The following is a 21,127-nucleotide window of genomic DNA, read 5'->3' on the forward strand; positions in this document are numbered from 1 at the left end:
TTTCAAAGCCGTGAATCATGCTGTTCCCGCGAAATCAATGCATCCTGAGCCTATAGACTGTTCGCCCCAAGTTCAGCCGGTGCATTGATACACAATTTGCTACACGTTTCTGGGATTCGTTCCGCCAATATGAGGCAGAAAGTGAAGCAGGCGCGCCGACATCTGTAGCAGCAGAAGGATCGTCAGCGCGCCCTGACGCGGGTGTTCCTGCCCGCGTGTCTGATCAGGCGGCCGAGCGCAGCCCTGCCAAGACCTTGAGCTGACCCCATCGAGTGGTCCGGGTAAAATGCTAATGCATGGTCGGCCTTCGATCTGTGGGGATGAAGGTCTCCGGTGCCGGTGTCCGATATCCAAGAGCGCTGTGCGGCCGAGCGGTGTTGTAGTGTTTTCGCCATCTTTCTATGAGGATTTGCGCCTCTCTCAACGAGTAGAAGACCTCGCCATTCAGGAGTTCGTCCCTGAACCTGCTGTTGAAGCTCTCGCAATAGCCGTTCTCCCAAGGTGACCCTGGCTCGATGTAGGCGGTCTTCGCCCCCACCAGCTCGATCCAGTCGCGGACCTTCTGCGAGATGAACTCCGGGCCGTTGTCGGACCGGATGAACCGCGGCGGGCCGCGCTGGATGAAAAGGTCCGTCAGGGCGTCCAGGACATCGGTGGAGTTCAGTCGCCTGTCGACACGGATCATTAACGCCTCCCGCGTATAGTCATCGAGGATGTTGAGCGTCCGGTAGGGCCGGCCGTCACTGGTCCGGTCCTGCACGAAGTCGTAGGACCAGACGTGGTTGGGGTGCTCGGGCTTCAGCCGCACGCAAGAGCCGTCCACTGCCCGGCAGTGCATCACGAAGTGATGTCACGAGAGGGGTCAGCCAGAGCCGCCCGCGTTTCTTCTGCTTCTGCGGGACCTTGAGCCCTTCGCGCCGCCAAATGCGCGCCACCCGCTTGTGGTTCACCTGCCAGCCGGCACGCCGCAGCAGCACGGCGACCCGGCGGTAGCCGTAGCGGCCATATTCCCGGGCCAGTTCGATGACGTCGGCGGTCAGCCGCGCCTCGTCTTCCCAGCCCTGTGGCGGCTTGCGCTGCGTGGAGCGGTGCTGGCCAAGCACCCGGCAGGCCCGGCGTTCGGAGATGCCGAGTGTCTCGCACACATGCTCCACGCACGCGCGGCGGCGCGAAGGGCTCAGAAGTTTCCCTGAGCAGCCTCGGTCAGGATCAGCTTCTCGAGCGTCAGGTCGGACACCGCCCGCCGCAGCCTCAGGTTTTCCTTCTCGAACTCCTTCAGCCGCGACAACTGAGCCCGGTTCATCCCTCCATACTGCTTCCGCCGCCGGTAGAACGTATGTTGCGATATCCCGATCTGTCGCACCGCATCCGCCATCGACAGGCACTGGCCATGCAGCACCTCGACTTGGCGCAGTTTCGTGACAATGTCTTCCGGCAGATTGCGCTCGCGCAATCGCCTATCGGGCAAGGCATCGCCCAGATATCGTTGGGCCCGACGGCCTCCTTCCGGTCGTCGCGGAGCATGGCCTTTACCCGCCGCTTCGGCGTCTTGTTCCGCAATTGCATGCCCAACTCCTTGTAAATGCGATAGGCCTTCTTCGCGTTGATCTCCCAACCCTCGCGGCGCAACAGCACATGCACCCGCCTATAACCGAAGCGGACACGGGTCTGGCAAATCTCTCGGATCCGCTGCTCCAAAGCGGCCTGTCCAGGTCGGCGAGACTTGTAGCGATAGGTCCTTGGATCGAACCGGATCACCTCGCAGGCGCGGCGGATCAACACCTGTCAATCCGCCCGCATCTCGTCGACCAGCGTCCTCTTCCGGGCAGGCCTCAAAGCTTTCGCTTGATGACGTCCTGCAACATCTCCTTGTCCAGCGCGAGATCGGCGACGATCTTCTTCAGCCGCGCGTTCTCCTGCTCGAGTTCCCGCAGCCGCTTCATCTCGGACGGCATCAATCCCGCGTACTTCTTCTTCCAATTGAAGAAGGTCGCCGTGCTGATCCCCGCCTTGCGGCAGACCTCCACGACAGGCGTGCCATCCTCCGCCTGCTTGATGATGAACGCCTTCTGCGCGTCCGTGAACTTCGATGCCTTCATGCGTTTCCGCTCCTCTCCCAGCCAAGGATTCCGTCCGGAAAACTCTAAACTGGAACGGGGACGTTTTCGGGGATCACATCAGTCTGTGAGGGCGCCGCCGGAGCGATTGGGGCTTCCACTGACACCTGCGCGAAGGCAGGCCCTTCCACTGAACTTTGCTGTCCGCGCTCGCTCCTGTCGGCGCCCCACCACTTCCTCACCAGAGACTCATGGGCATCCAACTCGGCAGCGATTTCTCCGGGCGACAGTCTGCCTTCCCGCAGACGCCTGGTCGCCTCGCGTTTGAGCTCTGTCGGCCAAGTTCTTCTTCCCGACGGGGAGGTCCGGATCTTGAAACCCCAGACTTCATGTTCCGCCATTGTCGCCTCCGACTTATAGTTCGGCTGCAGACTAGCTGATGAGAGGCAGATTGGTTTAGCCGGCAATCACGGGGTCAGATGCAACGCTTACGGTGCTCCATCCTCCTGAGGAGTTGGAGCCTCCGGCAAAACCCGCGCGGTTCAGGGATCACGTTCGCAACGCTCAAGACTTGGCGGCGCGTTGCCACTCGCTACGACCGATGCCCGAGGGTCTTCCTGTCAGCCATCACTCTCGCCGCCGCAATGACTTGCAGGCTCTGGGGTCAGACCCTAACCGAAGACCTCGCCCGGCGCGAAGGCGCGGAATTTTTCCCGCGGGATGCCCGCCGCGTCCAGACTTGTTGCGAGAAGCTCTGCAGGTTCGTCCCGAGGTTCGTCGGTCAACTGGAACGTTCCCCAGTGGATGCCGAGCGCCGCTCCCGCACCCACATCCTTGAAGATGCGCACGGAGTCCTCGGGGGCGACGTGTTGCGGCGCCATGAACCATCGCGGCTCATAGGCGCCGATCGGGATGAGGGCGATATCGGGTGCGCCGTAGCGACTGCGGAGACTGTGAAAGATCGCGCCGTCGCCATAGCCGGTGTCTCCGGCGAACCAAATGCTGCCTTGGTGGCTTTCGATCCAGAATCCGCTCCAGAGGGCCATGCGCCGATCACCTAGGCCGCGGGCGGACCAGTGATTGGCTGGGGTGAGGGACACGCTCACCCCGCTGCCAATGTCGAAGCGATCGTGCCAGTCACCGCTCAGGAGGGTGGCGCTGCGCACGGCACGCCAGACGGTGACCTCGGTGCCGAGGGGCATGACCATCAGCGGGCTATGCTGCGCCTGCAGGCGCTTCAGCGTGGCGAGGTCCAGATGATCGTAGTGATTGTGGCTGACCAGCACGACATCGATCGGAGGCAGCTGCGCGAAGTCGATCCCGGGTGCCGTGACCCGCTTGGGGCCGATGAAGCCGAAGGGGCTCGCGCGATCGGACCAAACTGGGTCGGTCAGGATATTCAGCCCGGCGATCTGGATGAGCATAGAGGCATGGCCGATCATCGTGATCCTTGGCGCCTCGCTACGATCAACGGGGAGGGCAGGGGTCACAGGCACATGAGTGGGCCATTTGGCGCGCTGGCCGCTGCGGTGCCACTTCAGCAAATCCGCGAAGGAGCGGTCGGTCGAATGGCCCGGGGATCGGAACCGTTTGCCGTCGAAGTGAGCGCTGACGGGGCCAGAATAGTAGCGATTTCGCGGCATGGGAATCCTCGGGCTGGGCCGTAGGGATGTGGGTGTTTTACGTGCCGATACAAGGGGTTTGGTCCGTCTTGCGCGCGGGTGCCGGTTGCGTCAGAGCAGAGGCGCGCGCGCCGCTTTTCCAGGCATATTTTCCGCTTGGTGGTTGAAATGCTGCACTGCAGCATTCATGTAGAAGTCCACCATGTAAATGTCGACAACGCAAAACCCCAGAGGAGACCCTCATGACTGCTCAGAACGATTTCGCCAAGATGTTCGGCTCGATCCCGAACCTGTGCAACCCGGACCTTGCCAAGGGCGGAATGGCATCGGTTGCCGAGTACAACACAAAGCTCGGCGATGTTGCGCTTGAGGCAGCCGAGAAGTCGACCGAAGTGATGACCGCGGCGACCAAGACAACGCTGGACAATATGCGCGATCTGACTTCCGCGCGCGAGCCTTCGGCCTACGCTCAGGCTTTTGCCGGTTTCATGCAGGCGCAGATGGAGCTCACCCAGAGCGCGACAACGGCGCTGTTCGAAGTCGCGCAAGGCGCGGGCGCGCAGATGGGCGCAGTGTCTGCAAGCGCAGCCGAGTCCGCCGAGACGACCGTCAAAAAGACGACCAACGCAGCTTCGGCGCGCAAGAGGGCTTCGGCGACGGCCTAAGCTCCTCTTGAAAGTGATAGGGCGCGCCGAAACAGGCGCGCCCTTTTTGGTTCAAAGTGTGGGTGCGCGCAGCACCCTCGCCACGCAGCGCGCGGCGGGCAGTATTCAGCCCAGCACTTTCTCGGGCTCAGGTGCGCTTGCCAGATAGTCGCGGGCGCGGATGTCCCCGGTCTCGGGCGCCGAAAGCCCAAAGTTGCCGCGCAGCGTTGCCTGCTCGTACTCGGTGCGGACGAGGTCGCGTCGGCGCAGTTCGGGCAGCAGCAATTCGACGAAATCATCGAGACCGCTCGGCATCGCGGCGGGGCAGATGTTGAAACCGTCGGCGGCGCCGTTTTCCACCCAGTGCTGCAGGTCATCCGCAATGCTTTCGGGGGTGCCGATCAGGAAGCGCTGGGAATTGGCCGAGGCGGCATGCTGATAGAGCTGGCGGATGCTGAGGCCTTGGCTCTGAGCAAGGTTGTAGAGGTTGTCGGCCATCGAGCGCACCGTGGCATTGGCCGAAGGGGCCGGGACCGGGCCGTCCGGGTCGTGCTGCGACAGATCGCCAAAGAACGGGTAGAGCACGCCGAGGCCGATCACCGGATCGATCAGCTCCTGCAGCGCGTCGAACTTGGCCTGTGCCTCTTCCTGCGTGCGCCCGATATAGAGCGTGATGCCCGGCATGACCGCCAGATCGGACGGCTTGCGCCCGAAAGCGGCGACGCGCTTTTTCATGTCGTCGTAATAGGCCTTGGCGTCCTCGAAGGTCAGGCTGTTGGCATAGACCACATCCGCGACCCGAGCGCCGAGACGCCGGCCAGACTCGGAGGCGCCCGCTTGGAAAATCAGCGGTCGGCCCTGCGGCGTGCGCTCGGACGTCAGCGGCCCGCGCACCTTGAAGAACCGGCCCTGATGGTCGAGCACATGGCGGCCTGCCTCGTCGTAGAAAATGCCGCTGTCCTTGTCGCGGATGAAGGCATCCTCATCCCAGCTGTCCCAGAGGCCAGAGACGACATTGACGAACTCCTCGGCGCGCTCGTAGCGCTCGTCGTAGCTCAGGTGCTCGTCGCGGTTGAAGTTATGCGCCTCTTGCTGCGACCAAGAGGTGACGACGTTCCAGCCCGCGCGGCCACCCGAAATGTGGTCGAGCGAGGCGTATTTGCGAGCGATATGGTAGGGCTCGTTGTAAGAGGTCGAGGCGGTCGCCACGAGGCCGATATGCTTTGTGCAGGCGGCGATGGCAGAGAGCAGCGTCAGCGGCTCAAGCTCGACGTTTTTCATGTCGCGGCACAGCGCCCCGGCGGGTTTGTCGGTGCCGCGTACTGCCAGACCATCGGCAAAGAAGATCGTGTCGAAACAGGCGGCTTCGGCCTTGCGCGCGCTTTCGAGGAAATACTCGAAATGCGTCGCGCCGTCGGCGGGCGTTTCGGGCAGGCGCCATGCTGCCATGTGATAGCCCATGTAGCGGAGCGAAAGGCCGAGTTTCATCTTGCGTGGAGAGGTCATCTTTTCCTCGTGAATTTTGGGGCTTCGTTCTGTCCCAGCCCGCGCCGAAGCGCGCGCTGTGGCCTTTTGGGGGGTCATTTGCGGCGGGCGTCAGGGTCGCCGAGCAAGATCGCGTCGAGCCCGAACAACCGGTCCGCGATCACCATCAGCACGGCGGTCACCGCGATCACGCAGGCCGAGACGGAAGTGACCAGCGGATCGATGTTGTCGGTGATATAGGCGAACATGCGCACCGGCAGCGTCTCGGTTCCCGGCGTCGCGATGAACACGGTCATCGTCACCTCATCGAAGGATTGGATGAAGGCGAGGATCCATCCCGACACCATTCCCGGCAGCACCATCGGCAGCACCACGCGGCGGAACACAACGTGCCGCGGCGCGCCCAGCGAGGTTGCCGCCTGTTCCAGCCGCGGGTCCATGCCAATGGCAGAGGCCAGCGTCAGGCGCAGGGTGAAGGGGAAGATGATGATGATATGCGCCAGCACCAGCCCGCCGAAAGTGCCCGCCAGCCCAACTTGGTTGAAGAAGCGCAGCAGCGCGACGCCAAGCACCACCTGAGGGATCATCAGCGGCGACATGAACAGCGCGCTGAACGTGCCTCTGCCGGGGAAGCGGTGGCGCGCGATGCCAAGCGCCGCCGGGGTCGCCAGGGCCAGGGCCAGCGTCGAGGAGAGCGTCCCGAGCAGCAATGAGGTCTTCGCCGCCCGAAAGAACTCGGGGTATTCGGCGATCTGCTTGAACCAGCGCAGCGACAGGCCGCTCGTCGGGAAGGACAAATAGCCGTTGGGGGTGAAGGCGACGGCGCAGACCACGAGGATCGGACCAAGCATGAAGGCCACGAACAGGATGTGGAACAGGATCGCGAGAACTCCGTTGTGGCGTCTCATTTGAAAGTCTCCGCATAGCGCCGCTCGACCAGACGGTTGGAGGCGACGATGATCGTGACGAGCGAGATCAGCAGCAGAACCGCCACCACCGCGCCGAGCGGCCAGTTGAGCGTGTTGGTGAACTCGTCATGGATGAGGGTCGAGGCGACCTTGAGCCGGCGACCGCCAATGATCGACGGGGTTGCGAAAGAGCTTGCCGCCATCGCGAAGACGATGGTCGTCCCCGACAGCAGCCCGGGCATGATCTGCGGCAGCACGATCCTGCGCATCACCACCCGTGGCGGCGCTCCGAGCGAGGCGGCGGCATCCTCGACCTGCGGCTGGATGCGTTGCAGCGACGCCGAAATCGCCAGCACCATGAAGGGCATCATCACATGCGCCAGCGCGATCACCGTGCCGGTCTCGGTGAACATGAACGGCAGCGGGTATTTGATCAGCCCGAGCCAGATCAGCAGTTGGTTGATGATGCCGTTGGTGCCGCCGAAAAGCAGCGTCCAGCCCAGCGTGCGGACCACCACCGAAACCAGCAACGGCCCGAGGATGACCAGCAGGCACAGGCGCCGCCAGCGCCGGCTCATGCGGCTGATGATGATCGCCTCGGGCAGGCCGAAGACCAGACAGATCAGACTCGACAGCGCGGCAAAGCGCAGGGTGCGCAGAAACACCTCGATGAAGTATTCGTCAGACAGCACCTCGCGCCAGTTGGCGAGGTGGAAGCCCGGGGTGATGCCCTCCATCGGCGCCCAATTGTAGAAGGTGAGCAGCAGCGTCATGATCAGCGGGATCACCAGCGCCGCGGCGAAGAGCGCCAGCGACGGGCCGACCCAGCCCCATGGCACCGCACCCTCGGAGGCGCGCCCGGCTGCGCGCCCACGTCCGGTCAGGCGGCTGCGCAGGCGTCCCGTCCAGCTTTGCGAGATCGGGGCAGCATGCGGGTCCGAACTCATGCGGTCGCCTCCACGACGTAGAGGTCAGAGGCATTTGCTGCGAGCCGAACGCTTTCGCCCTGTTTCGGGCAGGGGCCGCCGCCATTGGGATGGATCACGCTGATCGTCTGGCTGTGTCCGCTGCCGGTCTTGCCTGTTTGGGGCAGCGTGATCTCGCAGACCCAATAGGCGCCCTGAAAGGTGCGCCGCGCGATGACGCCGGGAATGCCCTCGGCGCCAAGCCGCAGGTTCTCGGGGCGGATGCGCGCGGCGACCGGGCCGGCGCTCTGCACCGCGACCTGCTGCGGCGGCAGCGTCCAGCGGGCATCACCGATGGTCAGCACAGGGCCCTCGGCGCCAGTGCTCAGCTGTCCCGGCAGCAGGTTGATACGGCCAAGGAACTGCGCCACGAAATCGCTGGCAGGGTTGCCGTAAAGATCCTCGGGCGCGCCGACCTGTTCAACGACCCCATGGTTCATCACCACCATGCGGTCCGAAAGCGCCATGGCCTCTTGCTGGTCATGGGTGACCAACACGGTCGTCGTTCCCAACTCGCGCTGAATGGTCAGAAGCTCGCCCTGCATCTGCTCTCGCAGCTTGGCATCGAGGTTCGACAGCGGCTCGTCGAGCAAAAGGACGGGCGGGCGGATGACGATGGCGCGGGCCAGCGCCACGCGCTGCTGCTGGCCGCCCGACATCTGCCGCGGGTAGCGGTTGCCGAAGGCGCCCAGCCCAACCATTTCAAGCACTTCGGCGACACGGCGGCTGCGCTCGGCGGCGGGCACGCGGCGCATCTCGAGGCCGAAGGCGACGTTTTCCGCCACCGTCATATGCGGGAACAGCGCGTAGGACTGGAACACCATGCCCAGCCCGCGGCGATGCGGCTCCATGCGGGTCAGGTCGCGCCCCTGCAGCATCACCCGCCCGCGGCTGGGGGCAAGAAACCCTGCGATCATCTGCAGCGTGGTGGTCTTGCCGCAGTCGGACGGGCCGAGGAGCGAGAGAAACTCGCCTTCGCGGATCTCGAGGTTGGTGCCGCGAACGGCGTTGAAATCACCGAAGGATTTCGCAAGGTCGTCGAGTGCGAGATAGCTCATGCGGCCCCCTTGGTTTTGGTGGTGATGGTCATCGCTGCGTAGAGCGGAAACTTGGCCATCAGCGCGCGCGAGTCCGCGTTGATGGCGGCCTCTGCGGCACGGGTGTCGGCGCCTGTCTGATGCAGATCGAGCAACTGGCCGATCCACCCGGCGATCTTCTCCATCTCGGCGGTGCCGAGGCCGCGCGTCGTCATCGCGGAGACGCCAAGGCGCAGCCCGGAGGTCAGAGCCGGGTCCGTGGCGTCATGCGGGATCTCGCTGCGGTTGCAGGTGATGTTCGCGCGATCAAGGCTTTCAACCAGTGGCTGCCCGTGCAGGCCGCGACGCCGCAAGTCGGCGATCACCAGCGGCGTGTCGGTTCCGCCGCACAGCACATCGGTGCCCCCGGCGCTCAGCGCCGCGGCCAGCGCGCGGGCGTTTTCCAGAACGCGGCGGCCATAATCGCGAAACTCGGGTTTGAGGACTTCGCCGAGGCAGGCGGCCTTGCCGGCAACCGCATGCAGCAGCGGGCTGCCCTGCACGCCGGGCGAGGTGGCTTTCTCCAGTGCGCGCGCGATCTCGGGGGCGTTGGTCAGAATGATGCCGCCACGCGCGCCGCGCAGCGACTTATAGGTCGTGGTGGTCACCACATCGCAATGCGGGAACGGGTCGGGGTGCACGCCTGCGGCGACCAGACCGGCGATATGCGCGATATCGGCCATCAGCAGCGCGCCAACGGAATCTGCAATGCCGCGAAGCCGGGCGAAGTCGATGGCGCGGGGATAGGCAGCACCGCCGGTGACGATCAGCTTTGGCCGCAGTTCCAGCGCCTGTGCCGCAAGCGCGTCATAGTCGATCAGCCCCTCCCGGTCGGTGCCGTAGAAATGCGCCGAGATCATCATGCCGCTGAGATTGGAGTCCGCACCATGGCTGAAGTGGCCACCGGCATCTCCGGCAAGGGCCAAGGTCTTGTCCCCCGGCTGCAGCAGGGCGCGGAACACCGCCAGATTGGCCTGAATGCCCGAGTGTGGCTGCACATTGGCAAAGTTGCAGCCAAACGCCTCGCAGGCGCGCGCCATGGCCAGCCGTTCCAGAGCGTCGGCGAAATCGGCGCCAGCGTGAAAGCGTGCGCCGGGTGCGCCGGTGACGGTCTTGTTGCAAAAGATCGACCCCTGCGCGTCAAGAACCGCGCGGGAGACGAAATTCTCGGAGGCGACAAGCTCGACGCTGTGGCTCTGACGATCGCATTCACCGGCAATGAGCGCGTGAAGCTCGGGGTCTGTGCGTGCGCAGGGATCTTCGAAGTAGCCCGAGAGATCGGAGGCGGCGAGGGAGGGAGAGGTAGTCATGAAATTGCCTGGAAAGGAACGTTAAGTCCGGAGGCGCGAACGCCTCCGGTCGCTGTCAGGTCTGACCGGCTGGCACGACAGCGTGCCAGCCTTGGGTATCGGCGCAGGGCTCAGCGCTCGACTTCGCGCGTCCAGCGGGCGTTCCACTCGGCGCGTTTCTCGTTGATCGTCGGCCAGTCGACCGAGACCAGCTGATTGATCTGCTCTTCGCCGTAGGGCATGCCGACTTGGAATTCCGGCGCCAGTTCCGCCTTGCGGTTCACCGGCGCGAGGCCCGATGTCTTGGCGATGGCGACCTGCATTTCCGGCTCGAGGATCCGGTCGATGAAGGTCAGGGCTTCGGGCTTTTCGGCGCCGCCTGCGACCGGGCAAATGCCGGTGCCGATCACCGCGCCACCTTCTTTGGGATAGACGAAGGCTGCCGGGAAGCCGGTGTCGGCCAGCGCTTTGGCGCGGCTCGATCCCCAGATCGCCACCACGGCCTGACCGCTTTGCAGAAGCTCGGTCATCTTGCCCGGCGACGGCTCGAAGGCCAGCACGTTCGGCGCGATCTCATCGGTGAAGGCGGCAAAACCCGGCTCGATGTCGGTCTCGGAGCCGCCACGCATCTTGGCGACCTGCACCAGCGTCAGCACACCGTAGGTGTTGTTGAGCGGCGGGATGACCAGCTTGCCAGCGTATTTCTCGTCGGTCAGATCCTCGAGCGAGGTCGGCGCTTCCCAGCCCTGATCGGCGAAATACTCTTCGTTGTAGACGATGCCCGAGCCAAGCAGCCCGTAGGCCACCGACTTGCCGTCGGGAAACAGCGCGATGTCATAGATGTCGTCCTTGATGTCACCAAGGTCGAGATCGCGGCAGAACCCAAGCGCGACGGCCTGCGCCATCGGGCCATCGTCGATCATCGCCACGTCGATCTGCTGATTGCCCGCCTGCGCCTGCAGCTTGGCCAGCGTGTCGGTCGAGTTGCCGGCGACATATTCAACCCGCAGTCCGGTTTCTTCGGTGAAGGCCGGGAAGACCGTGTCGCGCAGCGCCTGTTCGATCGAACCGCCGGGGCCGGCGACGTAAAGCACGTCGTCCTGTGCCAGTGCCGCACCGGCCATTGTGACCAGCGCGAGGCTGGCGGAGAGGGTTTTGCCGAAGTGTCTCATTAATGAGCTCCCTGTGAGCGGATCGGTCTATGATCCTGGTTCGGTTATAATTTTCTCACAGCCTGCATCTTTCGGATTTACTAGATCAAATGAGTTCGATTACCTAAGTTATGAATATATGTTATCACTTGTGCCTGCATTTTGATCCAAAGGACCGGTCTTGCCCACATCGAAGCAAATTGCCGCATTCCGCGCCGTTATGCTCACCGGAGGGGTCAACTCGGCGGCCCAGATGCTGCGTCTGACCCAGCCCGCGGTGAGCCGTCAGATCCGCGATCTTGAGGACTCGACGGGGCTGACTTTGTTCCTGCGAAAGCGCGGCGGGACGCTGCGGGCCACCGCCGATGCGGCCAAGCTTTTTGAGGAGGTCGAGCGGCACTATCACGGGCTCGACCAGATCGCGCAGGCGGTGCGCAACATGAGCAACCGGCGCGGCGGACGTCTTCGTGTCGCCTCGATGCCGTCGCTATATCTTTCGATCCTGCCCGATTTCATCGGCGCCTTTACCGGCGCGCGTCCCGACACCGACGTGCCGCTTATGGCGACGTCATCGGATGCGATCATCGAATGGGTCGAGCGTGGGCAGGTCGATGTGGGGCTGGTCGACTGGCCGTTCTCGCATCCGAACCTGAAACGCGTTCCGCTGGCGGGGATCGACGCGTTGGCGGTGCTGCCCGAGGGCCATCACCTGCTGCAAAAGGACGTGCTGGGGGCGGCGGATTTCGCGGACGAAGACTTCATCTCTTTGCCGCGCGCGACACAGTTCCGCTATGAGATCGACCGCTTCTTTCAATCGGCGGGCGTCGAGCGTCGGTTCGGCAGAGAGGCGCATTTGTCCATGGCAGCCTGCTCGATGGTCGGGGCCGGTCACGGGCTTTCGATCGTCGATCCGATCACCGCGGCGATCTACTGGAACGAAGGCATAGAGTTTCGGCCCCTGCGCGACGTGATCCGCGTCGAGTTTTCCGTGGTCTACCTTCAGAAAGCCGAGGACAATGTGCTTTTGAAAGAGTTCGTTTCCGAGTTCCAGAACGCCTTTCGCGCCTATGCGGCCGAGCTGCCGTCTCTTATGGAGCGGCGCGCGTGGATGCTGCGGTCCGGCTAGGCAAGAACGGGCGCTGTGCCGCCGCGCCCGCCAGCCCCGAGGGTCTCGGGGCTGGGTGAGGGGGCAGGCTGTTCAGGCGCGGGCAAAGCCCGGCTTGCGCTCGCGGAAGATGACAACCGCCAGCACTGCGCCCAGCAAAGCTGCTGCCGCGAAGACCATGAAGGCCAGATGGAACCCGCCCGCCGTGATCAGCGGCTGGGTCAGGATCGGCGAGATGAATTGGCCGATGAAGAGACTGAAGGTCAGCGCGCCCGATGCCATGCCGTGATGCCGCATCGGCACCGCGTCCAGCGTGGAATTCAGCAGCGTCGGCACGATCAGCCCCGGTCCCATGCCCACAAAGAGCGAGGCGAGGGCAATCATCGGCACCAGATGCACATAGCTCATCAGCAGGAAACCGGCAGCCAGCATCAGGAACCCCGCGCCCAGCACGCCGCCACGTCCCAGCGTGCGCCGCAGCAGGGGATAGACCATGGCGATGGCCCCTGCGGCGAAGGTCACGCAGACCATCATCAGGGCCGCTGTGCTGGGGTCGCTGTGGCCGAGCATCCCAAGGTAAAAGGCGATCTGCGTCGGCAGGATGTAGAACGTGGCAAAGGTCAGCGCCATCAACAGCAGGCCAAGCGTAAGGACCAGTTGCCAACCATCCTGCCCCTGCGCGGTCGGGTGGCTGCCGTCTTCGTGGGAGTGGCTCTTTGCCTCTTCAAGGCAGATGTAGAGGATCGGCAGGTAGATCAGCCCCGCGAGGTAAAGCGCAAAGGGATAGAAGGCGGAGTGATTGGCGAGCTGCCCGGCCACCGCGATGAAGATCAGCCCACCGAAGTTGATGAAGGTCATTTGCAGGCCCATGAACCTGCCGCGTGCGGGCCCATGGAAATATTGCGCCACCAGCGCGGTCATCGCTGTCATCAGCATGGCAACGGCGACGCCAAGAAGCAGGCGCGTGGCCAGCAGAACGGGCAGGGTCGGGGCCCAGAGCCCGGCGCTGCCTGCGAGGCCGAAAAGCGCGGCGCCGGTGATCAGCATCGATTTGCGGCCGACCCGGTCGACCAGCAGCCCCGCGAAGGGCGCAATCACCGCGACCGTCAGCGACGGTGCCGTGATCAGCAGACGGGTCAGCAGATCGGCATTCGGGGTCGCGGCGAAATAGGCGGCGATCCCCGGAAGCCCCGGACTGATAATGGCATTGGACATGACCGTCAGCGTGGCGGCGAGCAGCAACGCGACGGCGCGACGGTCCTTCAGAAGAGAACCCATGGGAGGCACCTGTACATATGGGGAGGATTACAGTTTACAAAATTTGTAACTTGTAAGATGAATACATTCAAGCGCGCAGCAATGCGAAAGGGCTCAGAACGATGCCGCGAACGGGACTTGCCCCTGAAGAGCTGAAACGCCGTGCAGTCGAGGTCGCCAACCAGCGCATCAAAGCGGTTGGCTACAGCAAGCTGCGGGTCACCGACGTTGCCGCTGAACTGGGTGTCAGCCATGCCGCGCTCTACAGTCATTTTTCGGGCAAGGCCGCGATCCTTGACGCGGTTGTCGGCCATTGGCTGGACATGGCCCATGAAGAGTTGCGCGCCGCCGTTGCCGGTCCCGGCACCCCTGAAGAGCGGCTTGAGGCTTGGCTGATCCAGCGATTGCGCCTGAAGCGTGCGGCGGCGGTGTCGGATCCCGAACTCTATGAGGCCTATTGCCAAGCCACCGACCGGCTGCGCGATGTGGTGCAGCGCTACAAGGCCATCTGGCGTGACCAGATGGCAGTGCTGCTGAAGCAAGCGATCCCCGAGCTAAAAGACCCCGCCCATGCGGCACGGCTGGTGCAATCGGCCATGTATGGTTTCAACCACCCGCGGTTGGTGCTGGAATATCTCGATACAGAGGCGGAAGAGATCGAGGACCGGATGCGCGCCGTTCTTCACACGCTCATCGCTGGGCTGCGCTGCACATCTTGATACCGCAGGCGTAATGCGCCGCTGCCCATTTCCGATCAGCTTCTGTCGCGGCGCCACATGCGGGCAAAGCGCGCCTTATCGCTCTGCCCAAGCCCGGGCCTGAGGCGCCTTGCGATCATGCGCGTCCTGCAGGTGCCGGCGCAGCCGCTCCGAGGCTTCGAGAACCTTCTCCGCATCAAGCAGCGAGAGAATTTCTAGGTGTTCGCCGCATTCGTTCTGCAGCCGGGCGCGGTCGACCCTTGCGCGATACTCCATCAGTCGGCGCATGCGGTTCACCCGTTCGAGCGAGATCAGAAAGAATGGGTTGCCCGACATCTCGACCAACGCCTCGTGGAAGGATGCGCCGTGGCCAAGGATCGTCTCATTGGGCATCACGTCCGGATCCGTTTCGATCAGCCGTTGCTGGACTTCTCGCAGTTCGGCCAGCCGCGCGTGATTGATTTTGAACGTCGGCTCGAGCAGCGCGACAGGCTCCAGTGCGATGCGCAGGCGGTAGATCTGATTGAAGGCCTCCGGCGTCTTGGCCACCGGCAGAAAGCGCCAGCCGTATCCGTCCTTGCGCTCGGCCCAGCCTTCGCGCTGCGCGCGAGCGAGGTGCTCGGCGGTGCGCATCTTGGTCCAGCCATAGCGGTCCCGCAGCGCAAATTCGGTCATCTCTTCGGGAATGCGGTCGCGGATCCAATCCTCGGCAAGAGCTTGATATTCCTGCGACAGCTCGTCCTTGCCAGCGCTGACCAGCGCGCCTTCGGGGATGTTTTCTCTGACGAAGAACCCCCGGTTGGGCATCTGCTCCAGAACGCCACGCTCGGCAAGCAGCGACAGCGCGGCGCGCACCGGGGTGCGCGAGACGCCATAGCGGTCGGCCAGCGCCTGCGTGCCCATCTTGTCGCCTGCGCAAAACTGCCCCTCCGCGATGTCCATCGACAGGCGGCCGGAGATTTTTTCAGCAAGATCGGCAGTGCGCATGGGCTCGGGTCCTCCACCGAAAGCAGATAGCGCGCCGACCGGGCAATCGGCAAGATCCGGTCGCGCTCGAAAAAGGATTGCATTTTTGGATACGAAAGTCCAAACAGAGTCGCACACAATCTTTGGGAGGAGCCAATCGTGTATCGTACCTTTGGAGCAGCCATTCTGGCTGTGGTTGTCGCCGTCCCTGCCTTCGCGCAGGACAAGCCCTCGAACACCGAATGCATCGCACCGGCCGCGCCGGGCGGTGGCTGGGACTTCATCTGCCGCACCGTGGCAAAGGTTCTGCGTGACGAGGATCTGATCGACGGCACCATGCAGGTCACCAACATGACCGGTGGCGGTGGCGGCGTGGCCTATGCCCATGTTGTCTCGAAGCGCAACGAAGACGAGAAGCTGCTGATCGCCGCTTCGAACGGCACCACCACCCGTCTCGCACAAGGCGCCTTCCCCGGCGCGGACGAGGATGACGTGCGCTGGCTCGCCTCCTTCGGTGCGGAATATGGCGTCATCGCCGTGGCCGCGGACAGCGAGATCGACGACCTGTCCGAGCTGGTCGAGAAGATGAAAGCCGACCCGCGTTCGGTGTCCTTCGCCGGTGGCTCCGCGGTCGGCGGCTATGACCACCTGAAGATCCTGAAGCTGGCCAAGGTCGCCGAGCTCGAGGACGTGCGTCAGGTCAAATACGTTGCCTTCTCGGGTGGCGGCGAGGCCATGACTCAGGTTCTCGGCGGCTCGATCACCGCCTTCTCGGGTGACTTCTCGGAAGTGCGCGGCTTCGTCGAGGCCGGTGACATGCGCATCGTCGCGGTGCTCTCGCCCGAGCGGCTCGAGCAGTTCGACCAGTTCCCCACCGCCATCGAGCAGGGTTACGACGTGACCGGTCCGAACTGGCGCGGTCTCTACGTGCCCAAGGGCATCTCCGATGAAACCTACGAGTCCTGGAACCAGATGATCCAGAAGATGGTCGCCTCGGAAGAGTTCCAGAAGATCCGCGCGGATCAGGGCATCGAGCCGCTCGACCTCTTCGGCGCCGACGCCGAGGAATTCGTGAAAGAGAACGTCGCCGAGATCCGCGCGCTCTCCAAGGAAATCGGTCTCATCCAGTAAATCATCGGCAGGCCGGGGAGGGTTCTCCGGCCGCCCCTCATCTTGAGAGGACACCGCATGAGCGATCGCATCATGGGGGGAATTGGGCTTGCCCTTGCTGCCTTCTACATCTGGGCTGCCACGATCATTCCCGAAAGCTTCATGGCCGATGTCGTCGGCCCCGCCACCTTCCCCATCATCATCGGCGTGATCATCGCGATCTGCTCGATCTGGTTCATCTTCCGGCCTGACCCCGAGCCGGTCTGGCCCTCGCTGAACCGGCTGGCCGAAATCGGCTTCGCCATCGCGGTCTGCCTGCTCTACGCGATCTTGCTGCCCAAGCTGGGCTTCCTGATCTGCACCGCGCTCGCCGCCGGTTACATGAGCTGGCGCCTTGGCGGCACGCCCGTCGGCGCCGTGCTGACCGGCGTTGGTCTTTCGATCGGCATCTGGGTCGTCTTCAAACTCGTGCTCGGCCTCTCGCTGGCCGTGGGTGCGCTCGGCATCTGAGGTCAGCACATGGAATTTCTTTCGTCTCTCGGCGTCGGCTTCGACGCCGCTCTCACCTTCTCGAACCTCGGGATTGCGCTGCTTGGCGCCTTCCTCGGCACGATGATGGGCGCGCTTCCGGGCCTCGGTCCGGCCAACGGCGTCGCGATCCTCATCCCCATCGCCTTCTCGATCGGGCTTGGGCCGCTGCCCTCGCTGATCCTGATGACCTCGGTTTACTACGGGGCTATGTACGGCGGGCGGATCAGCTCGATCCTGCTCAACATCCCCGGTGACGAGCCGGCGATGATGACCTGTCTCGACGGCTACCCGATGGCCCGCAAGGGCATGGCGGGCGAAGCGCTGTCGCTCTCGGGCATCGCGTCGTTCATCGGCGCCATCGCCGCGACCTTTGGCCTCGCGCTGCTGGCGCCGCAGCTGGTGAAGATCGCGCTGCTCTTCGGACCGGCGGAATACTTCGCGCTGTTCACCATCGCATTTGCCACTCTCGGCGGCATCTCGTCGACCAACCAGGCCAAGGCCGCTTTCGCCGCCGCCTTCGGCCTTGCGATCGCGATGATCGGCGTCGACACGCAGACCGGCGTGCAGCGCTTCACCTTCGGCGAAGTGCACCTCTTTGACGGCATCGACTTCCTGATCGCCATCGTCGGGCTCTTCGCCCTGTCCGAGGTCTTTGTCTTCCTCGAGCACCGTGGCAGCGATGCCCACAAGGATGAGAGCATCGGCAAGATCGGCCGGATCGTCGCGCCGTGGAGCATGATCCGCAGCTGTATCCCGACCTTCGGGCGCAGCACGATCATCGGCTTCCTGTCGGGCGTGCTGCCCGGGGCAGGGGCCTCGCTGGGCTCGTTCCTGTCGTACTCGGTCGAAAAGCAGATCGTCGATCCCAGCGGCAAGACCTTCGGCAAGGGGGACCCGCGCGGCGTCGCGGCTCCTGAGGTCGGCAACAACGCCGCAGCCGGTGGTGCGCTTGTGCCGATGCTGGCGCTGGGTGTGCCGGGCTCGGGCACCACGGCGGTGCTGCTCGCGGTGCTGCTCTCGCTCAACATCACCCCCGGCCCGCTGCTCTTCTCGCAGAACCCCGACGTGGTCTGGGGCCTGATCGCGGCGCTGTTCATCGCCAACGTGATGCTGCTGATCCTCAACATCCCGCTGGTGGGTCTGTTCAGCCGCGTGTTGCTGGTGCCGGTGCACATCCTGATGCCGCTGGTGGCGATGGTCAGCTTTGTCGGCATCTACGGCATCTCGGGCTCGTCCTTCGATCTGATCCTGATGGTGCTCTTCGGCGTCGTCGGCTGGCTGTTCCGCAAGCTCGACATTCCGCTGGTGCCGATCATCCTTGGCATCCTGCTCGGCAACGAGATGGAAGTGAACCTGCGCCGCGCCATGACCCTGTCGGACGGCGACTGGCTGACCCTTGTCGGCAGCCCTCTCGCGATCACCCTCTGGGTGCTGGCCATCATCGGCTTCGTTGCGCCGATGGTCTTTGGTCGCAAGGTGAAGAAGGCGATTGCCGAAGAGAGCGACGAGATCGCCGTCGGCGACTGATCCGACCTTTGCACGGGGCGTGGCAGCGCCCCGTGCCTCCCGGCCAGAGTGCCGGGCAATTCCAACGACCGGCGCAAGGCCGGACCAAGATTCAAGGACCCTGATATGGTGGCCTCCCGCTCCGTCCAGACCTCCGGCGCATCGCTGGTGGTGACCGATCTGCCCGAACTCCTTGGCGGTCTGCTCGACCGGCTGCCCCATGTGCTGCGCCTGCTTGCGGAAAACCACCTGCGCTGCGGGGGCGATGCCGAAGAACTGCGCCAAGCACTCGAGCAGAAGCTGCGCGGCGAGTACTCAGGGTTCGAACTCATGTACCGGCCCAACCGGCTGCTGATGCATGACACCACCTGCACCCCGGCGCTGGCCGATATCGCCGGGCTGCGCGATGCGCTGGCCGAGGCGGGGGCGGACCCTTCGGTGCTGGCGCCCTCGTTGCCCGTCGAAGTGTCGGTCGATCACTCGCTGGCGGTGGATGTCTTTGCCCGCGCCGGCGCGCCGCAGGTCAACCTGCGCAACGAGATCGCCCGCAATGCCGAGCGCTACAGCTTTATGAAATGGGCCTCAGAGGTGATGGAGACGGTGCATGTGAACCCGCCGGGCACCGGCATCATGCACACGCTCAACCTCGAACAATACGCCACGCTGCTGGAGATCGGCACCGATGGCCGCGCCCATCCCGACATGATGCTTGGCACCGACAGCCATACGCCGATGATCAACGGCATCGGCGTGCTTGGCTGGGGGATCGGCGGGCTCGAGGCGGAAAGCGTGATGTTCGGCCAGACCGTCTCGTTGGCGATGCCCGAGGTGATCGGCGTGCGGCTCGATGGCCGCCTGCCGGAGGGCGTGACCTCCACCGACCTCGCGCTCGAGCTGACCCACCGCTTGCGCGTGCTCGACGTCACCGCCGCCTATGTGGAATTCTACGGGCCGGGCGTGACGACACTGACCGCGGATGACCGCGCGGTGATCGCCAATATGGCGCCCGAATATGGCGCCACCACCGGTTTCTTCCCCGCCGATGCCAACTCGGTCGCCTACCTCAAGCGCACCGGCCGCCCCGAGGCGCTGACCGCGGCCATCGAGCCCGCCTTCCGCGCAATGGGCCTTTGGTTCGACCCCGAGGCCGCGCCGCATTTCGACCGGCAAATTGCGCTCGATCTGGGCACGCTCGAGGCGACGCTCGCCGGTCCGCGCCGCCCGCAGGACAGTCTGCCCGCCCGCGCCGCCCGCGAGGCGGTGGAAAAGGCCGTGGGACGCGACCTGCCTGCGCTGACCGAGCGCCCTGCCGAGCTGCCCGACGGCGGCATCGGGGTCGCGGCGATCACCAGCTGCACAAACACCTCGGACCCGCGCCTGCTCATCGCCGCCGGTCTGCTGGCGTGCAAGGCACAAGAGCGCGGCCTGAGCCCCGCGCCTTGGGTCAAGACCTCGCTGGCCCCGGGATCGCCCTCGGCCACCAGCTATCTGGCGCGCGCGGGGCTGCTGAGCGGCCTCGAGGCCGTGGGCTTCGGCATCGTCGGCTTTGGCTGCACCACCTGCATCGGCAACTCCGGCCCGCTGCCCGAGGCCGTCGAGGACGCGCTCGCCGAGGGCAAGGCGGTGACCGCAGTGCTCTCGGGGAACCGCAACTTCCCGGGCCGGGTGCACGCCAAGCTCGACCTCGGCTTTCTTGCTTCGCCGCCGATGGTCGTGGCCTTTGTTCTGCTGGGCCATGTGCGCGCCGACATCACCCGCGATCCGCTTGGGCATGACGCAGCGGGCGCGCCGGTCTATCTTTCCGACCTTTGGCCGCGCGCCGAGGAGATCGAGGCCGCGATGGAGCGCGCCTTCCGGGCCGAAGATGTGCACGCCGATTTCCGCACCGCGCTCGAGAACCGCGACTGGGCCGCGCTGCCCGCCCCGGCGACGGCGCGCTTCCCATGGGATCCGGAGTCGCGCAACCTGCGCCGTCCGAAATTCGCCCGCGCCGCCAGCACCACGTCGCTCGGCCAGATGACCGCCCGACCGCTGCTGGTGCTCAGCGACGACATGACCACCGACCACATCTCGCCCGCAGGCTGGATCGATCCCGAGAGCGCCGCCGGCACTTGGCTGATCGAGCGTGGCGGTGATCCCAAGAACCTGAACGTCTATGCCAGCTATCGCGGCAACTGGGAGGTGATGCTGCGCGGGCTCTTCACCAACCGCTCGGCGATCAACCATCTCAACCCCGACCTGCCGCCAGCGCATCTGCGCAGCGACACAGGCGAGGTGCTGAAGCTGCATGAGGCCGCCGAGCGTTTCGAGGACGAGGGCACCCCCGTGGTGATCTTTGCAGGCGAGCGCTATGGCATGGGCTCGAGCCGCGACTGGGCCGCCAAGGGCGCGGCGCTGCTTGGGGTGCGGGCGGTGATCGCCCGCAGCTTCGAGCGCATTCACCGCACCAACCTGATCGGCATGGGCATCCTGCCGATCGAGATCACCGACGGGTTCATCCCCAGCGAGGGCGGGCTGCAGCTTGCCGACGAGGTCTCGCTCTGCGTCGAGGCGGACGGGCTTCAGCCGCGGCAGAAGACCGAGGTGGTGGTGACCCGCGGCGATCTAATCCGCCGGATCGAAGGTCGTGTGGCGGTCGAGACCGAGCAAGAGATCGAAACCCTACGCGCCGGGGGCGTGCTGCCGAAGATCCTTGCCGAGCAGCTGAGCCGGGCTGGCGATAGTCTTTCGGCATGAGCCCTTTCGCGTGGTCTGAAC

Annotated in this window: 16 protein-coding genes and 2 pseudogenes; 7 read left to right on the forward strand and 11 right to left on the reverse strand. The window is 64.5% G+C overall.

Going from position 1 to position 21,127, the window contains the following annotated elements:
• Nucleotides 1-289: 289 nt before the first annotated feature.
• From G0A00_RS21470 to G0A00_RS21480, 3 genes and pseudogenes are all read right to left on the reverse strand, one after another.
• Nucleotides 290-1,453: pseudogene (locus G0A00_RS21470) on the reverse strand (IS3 family transposase).
• Nucleotides 1,454-1,470: 17 nt separating this feature from the next.
• Nucleotides 1,471-2,099, reverse strand: a pseudogene (locus G0A00_RS21475) (transposase); the annotation flags it as partial.
• 629 nt (nt 2,100-2,728) lie between these two features.
• Nucleotides 2,729-3,499 carry an MBL fold metallo-hydrolase gene (locus G0A00_RS21480; protein WP_235953275.1) on the reverse strand — a complete coding sequence of 257 codons (771 nt, stop codon included), beginning with the start codon at nt 3,497-3,499 and terminating at the stop codon, nt 2,729-2,731.
• 422 nt (nt 3,500-3,921) lie between these two features.
• Between G0A00_RS21480 and G0A00_RS21485 the strand changes: the two genes are divergently transcribed.
• Nucleotides 3,922-4,344, forward strand: a complete 423-nt coding sequence (locus G0A00_RS21485) for a phasin family protein (protein WP_164184538.1) — start codon at nt 3,922-3,924, stop codon at nt 4,342-4,344.
• Nucleotides 4,345-4,449: 105 nt separating this feature from the next.
• On the opposite strand, the gene G0A00_RS21490 is transcribed toward G0A00_RS21485, so the two are convergent.
• The 6 genes from G0A00_RS21490 to G0A00_RS21515 all read right to left on the reverse strand — a co-directional run bounded on the left by G0A00_RS21490 (nt 4,450) and on the right by G0A00_RS21515 (nt 11,218).
• A complete protein-coding gene (locus tag G0A00_RS21490; protein ID WP_164184537.1) occupies nt 4,450-5,829 on the reverse strand; it encodes an LLM class flavin-dependent oxidoreductase in 1,380 nt (459 codons plus the stop codon).
• Between the two features lie 74 nt (nt 5,830-5,903).
• On the reverse strand, nt 5,904-6,716 hold the full coding sequence (locus tag G0A00_RS21495) for an ABC transporter permease (RefSeq protein ID WP_066112427.1): 813 nt from the start codon (nt 6,714-6,716) through the stop codon (nt 5,904-5,906).
• A complete protein-coding gene (locus G0A00_RS21500; protein WP_164184536.1) occupies nt 6,713-7,663 on the reverse strand; it encodes an ABC transporter permease in 951 nt (316 codons plus the stop codon). The genes G0A00_RS21495 and G0A00_RS21500 overlap by 4 nt, the downstream gene beginning before the upstream one ends.
• Nucleotides 7,660-8,739 (reverse strand): ABC transporter ATP-binding protein, encoded by a 1,080-nt coding sequence (locus tag G0A00_RS21505; RefSeq protein ID WP_164184535.1) that lies wholly within the window; start codon nt 8,737-8,739, stop codon nt 7,660-7,662. Before G0A00_RS21505 ends, G0A00_RS21500 begins: the two co-directional genes overlap by 4 nt.
• Nucleotides 8,736-10,067 carry a serine hydroxymethyltransferase gene (gene glyA / locus G0A00_RS21510; RefSeq protein ID WP_164184534.1) on the reverse strand — a complete coding sequence of 444 codons (1,332 nt, stop codon included), beginning with the start codon at nt 10,065-10,067 and terminating at the stop codon, nt 8,736-8,738. Before glyA ends, G0A00_RS21505 begins: the two co-directional genes overlap by 4 nt.
• Nucleotides 10,068-10,177: 110 nt before the next feature.
• Nucleotides 10,178-11,218 carry an ABC transporter substrate-binding protein gene (locus G0A00_RS21515; protein WP_164184533.1) on the reverse strand — a complete coding sequence of 347 codons (1,041 nt, stop codon included), beginning with the start codon at nt 11,216-11,218 and terminating at the stop codon, nt 10,178-10,180.
• A gap of 160 nt (nt 11,219-11,378) precedes the next feature.
• Here G0A00_RS21515 and G0A00_RS21520 point away from each other — a divergent pair, with 160 nt between their 5' ends.
• Nucleotides 11,379-12,323, forward strand: coding sequence for a LysR substrate-binding domain-containing protein (locus tag G0A00_RS21520; RefSeq protein ID WP_164184532.1), 945 nt, complete (start codon nt 11,379-11,381; stop codon nt 12,321-12,323).
• A gap of 72 nt (nt 12,324-12,395) precedes the next feature.
• Here the strand turns inward: G0A00_RS21520 and G0A00_RS21525 are convergent, their stop codons facing one another.
• Nucleotides 12,396-13,580, reverse strand: coding sequence for an MFS transporter (locus G0A00_RS21525; protein WP_164184531.1), 1,185 nt, complete (start codon nt 13,578-13,580; stop codon nt 12,396-12,398).
• Nucleotides 13,581-13,681: 101 nt separating this feature from the next.
• Here G0A00_RS21525 and G0A00_RS21530 point away from each other — a divergent pair, with 101 nt between their 5' ends.
• Nucleotides 13,682-14,278 (forward strand): TetR/AcrR family transcriptional regulator, encoded by a 597-nt coding sequence (locus G0A00_RS21530; protein WP_164184530.1) that lies wholly within the window; start codon nt 13,682-13,684, stop codon nt 14,276-14,278.
• Between the two features lie 75 nt (nt 14,279-14,353).
• Here the strand turns inward: G0A00_RS21530 and G0A00_RS21535 are convergent, their stop codons facing one another.
• Nucleotides 14,354-15,244, reverse strand: coding sequence for a GntR family transcriptional regulator (locus G0A00_RS21535; RefSeq protein ID WP_164184529.1), 891 nt, complete (start codon nt 15,242-15,244; stop codon nt 14,354-14,356).
• Nucleotides 15,245-15,382: 138 nt separating this feature from the next.
• Here G0A00_RS21535 and G0A00_RS21540 point away from each other — a divergent pair, with 138 nt between their 5' ends.
• The 4 genes from G0A00_RS21540 to acnA all read left to right on the forward strand — a co-directional run bounded on the left by G0A00_RS21540 (nt 15,383) and on the right by acnA (nt 21,106).
• The gene (locus G0A00_RS21540; protein ID WP_368667737.1) at nt 15,383-16,354 is read left to right on the forward strand and encodes a Bug family tripartite tricarboxylate transporter substrate binding protein; all 972 of its coding nucleotides are present in this window, start codon (nt 15,383-15,385) and stop codon (nt 16,352-16,354) included.
• 57 nt (nt 16,355-16,411) lie between these two features.
• A complete protein-coding gene (locus G0A00_RS21545; RefSeq protein WP_164184528.1) occupies nt 16,412-16,843 on the forward strand; it encodes a tripartite tricarboxylate transporter TctB family protein in 432 nt (143 codons plus the stop codon).
• A 9-nt stretch (nt 16,844-16,852) separates the two neighbouring features.
• Complete coding sequence (locus G0A00_RS21550; RefSeq protein WP_164184527.1) at nt 16,853-18,391, forward strand: tripartite tricarboxylate transporter permease; 1,539 nt, start codon at nt 16,853-16,855, stop codon at nt 18,389-18,391.
• A 105-nt stretch (nt 18,392-18,496) separates the two neighbouring features.
• Entirely contained in the window at nt 18,497-21,106 is a 2,610-nt protein-coding gene (gene acnA, locus G0A00_RS21555) for an aconitate hydratase AcnA (RefSeq protein WP_164184526.1), read from the forward strand.
• Nucleotides 21,107-21,127 lie beyond the last annotated feature (21 nt).

This window comes from Salipiger sp. PrR002 (genome assembly GCF_010500775.1).
In the GTDB taxonomy this organism is placed as follows: domain Bacteria; phylum Pseudomonadota; class Alphaproteobacteria; order Rhodobacterales; family Rhodobacteraceae; genus Salipiger.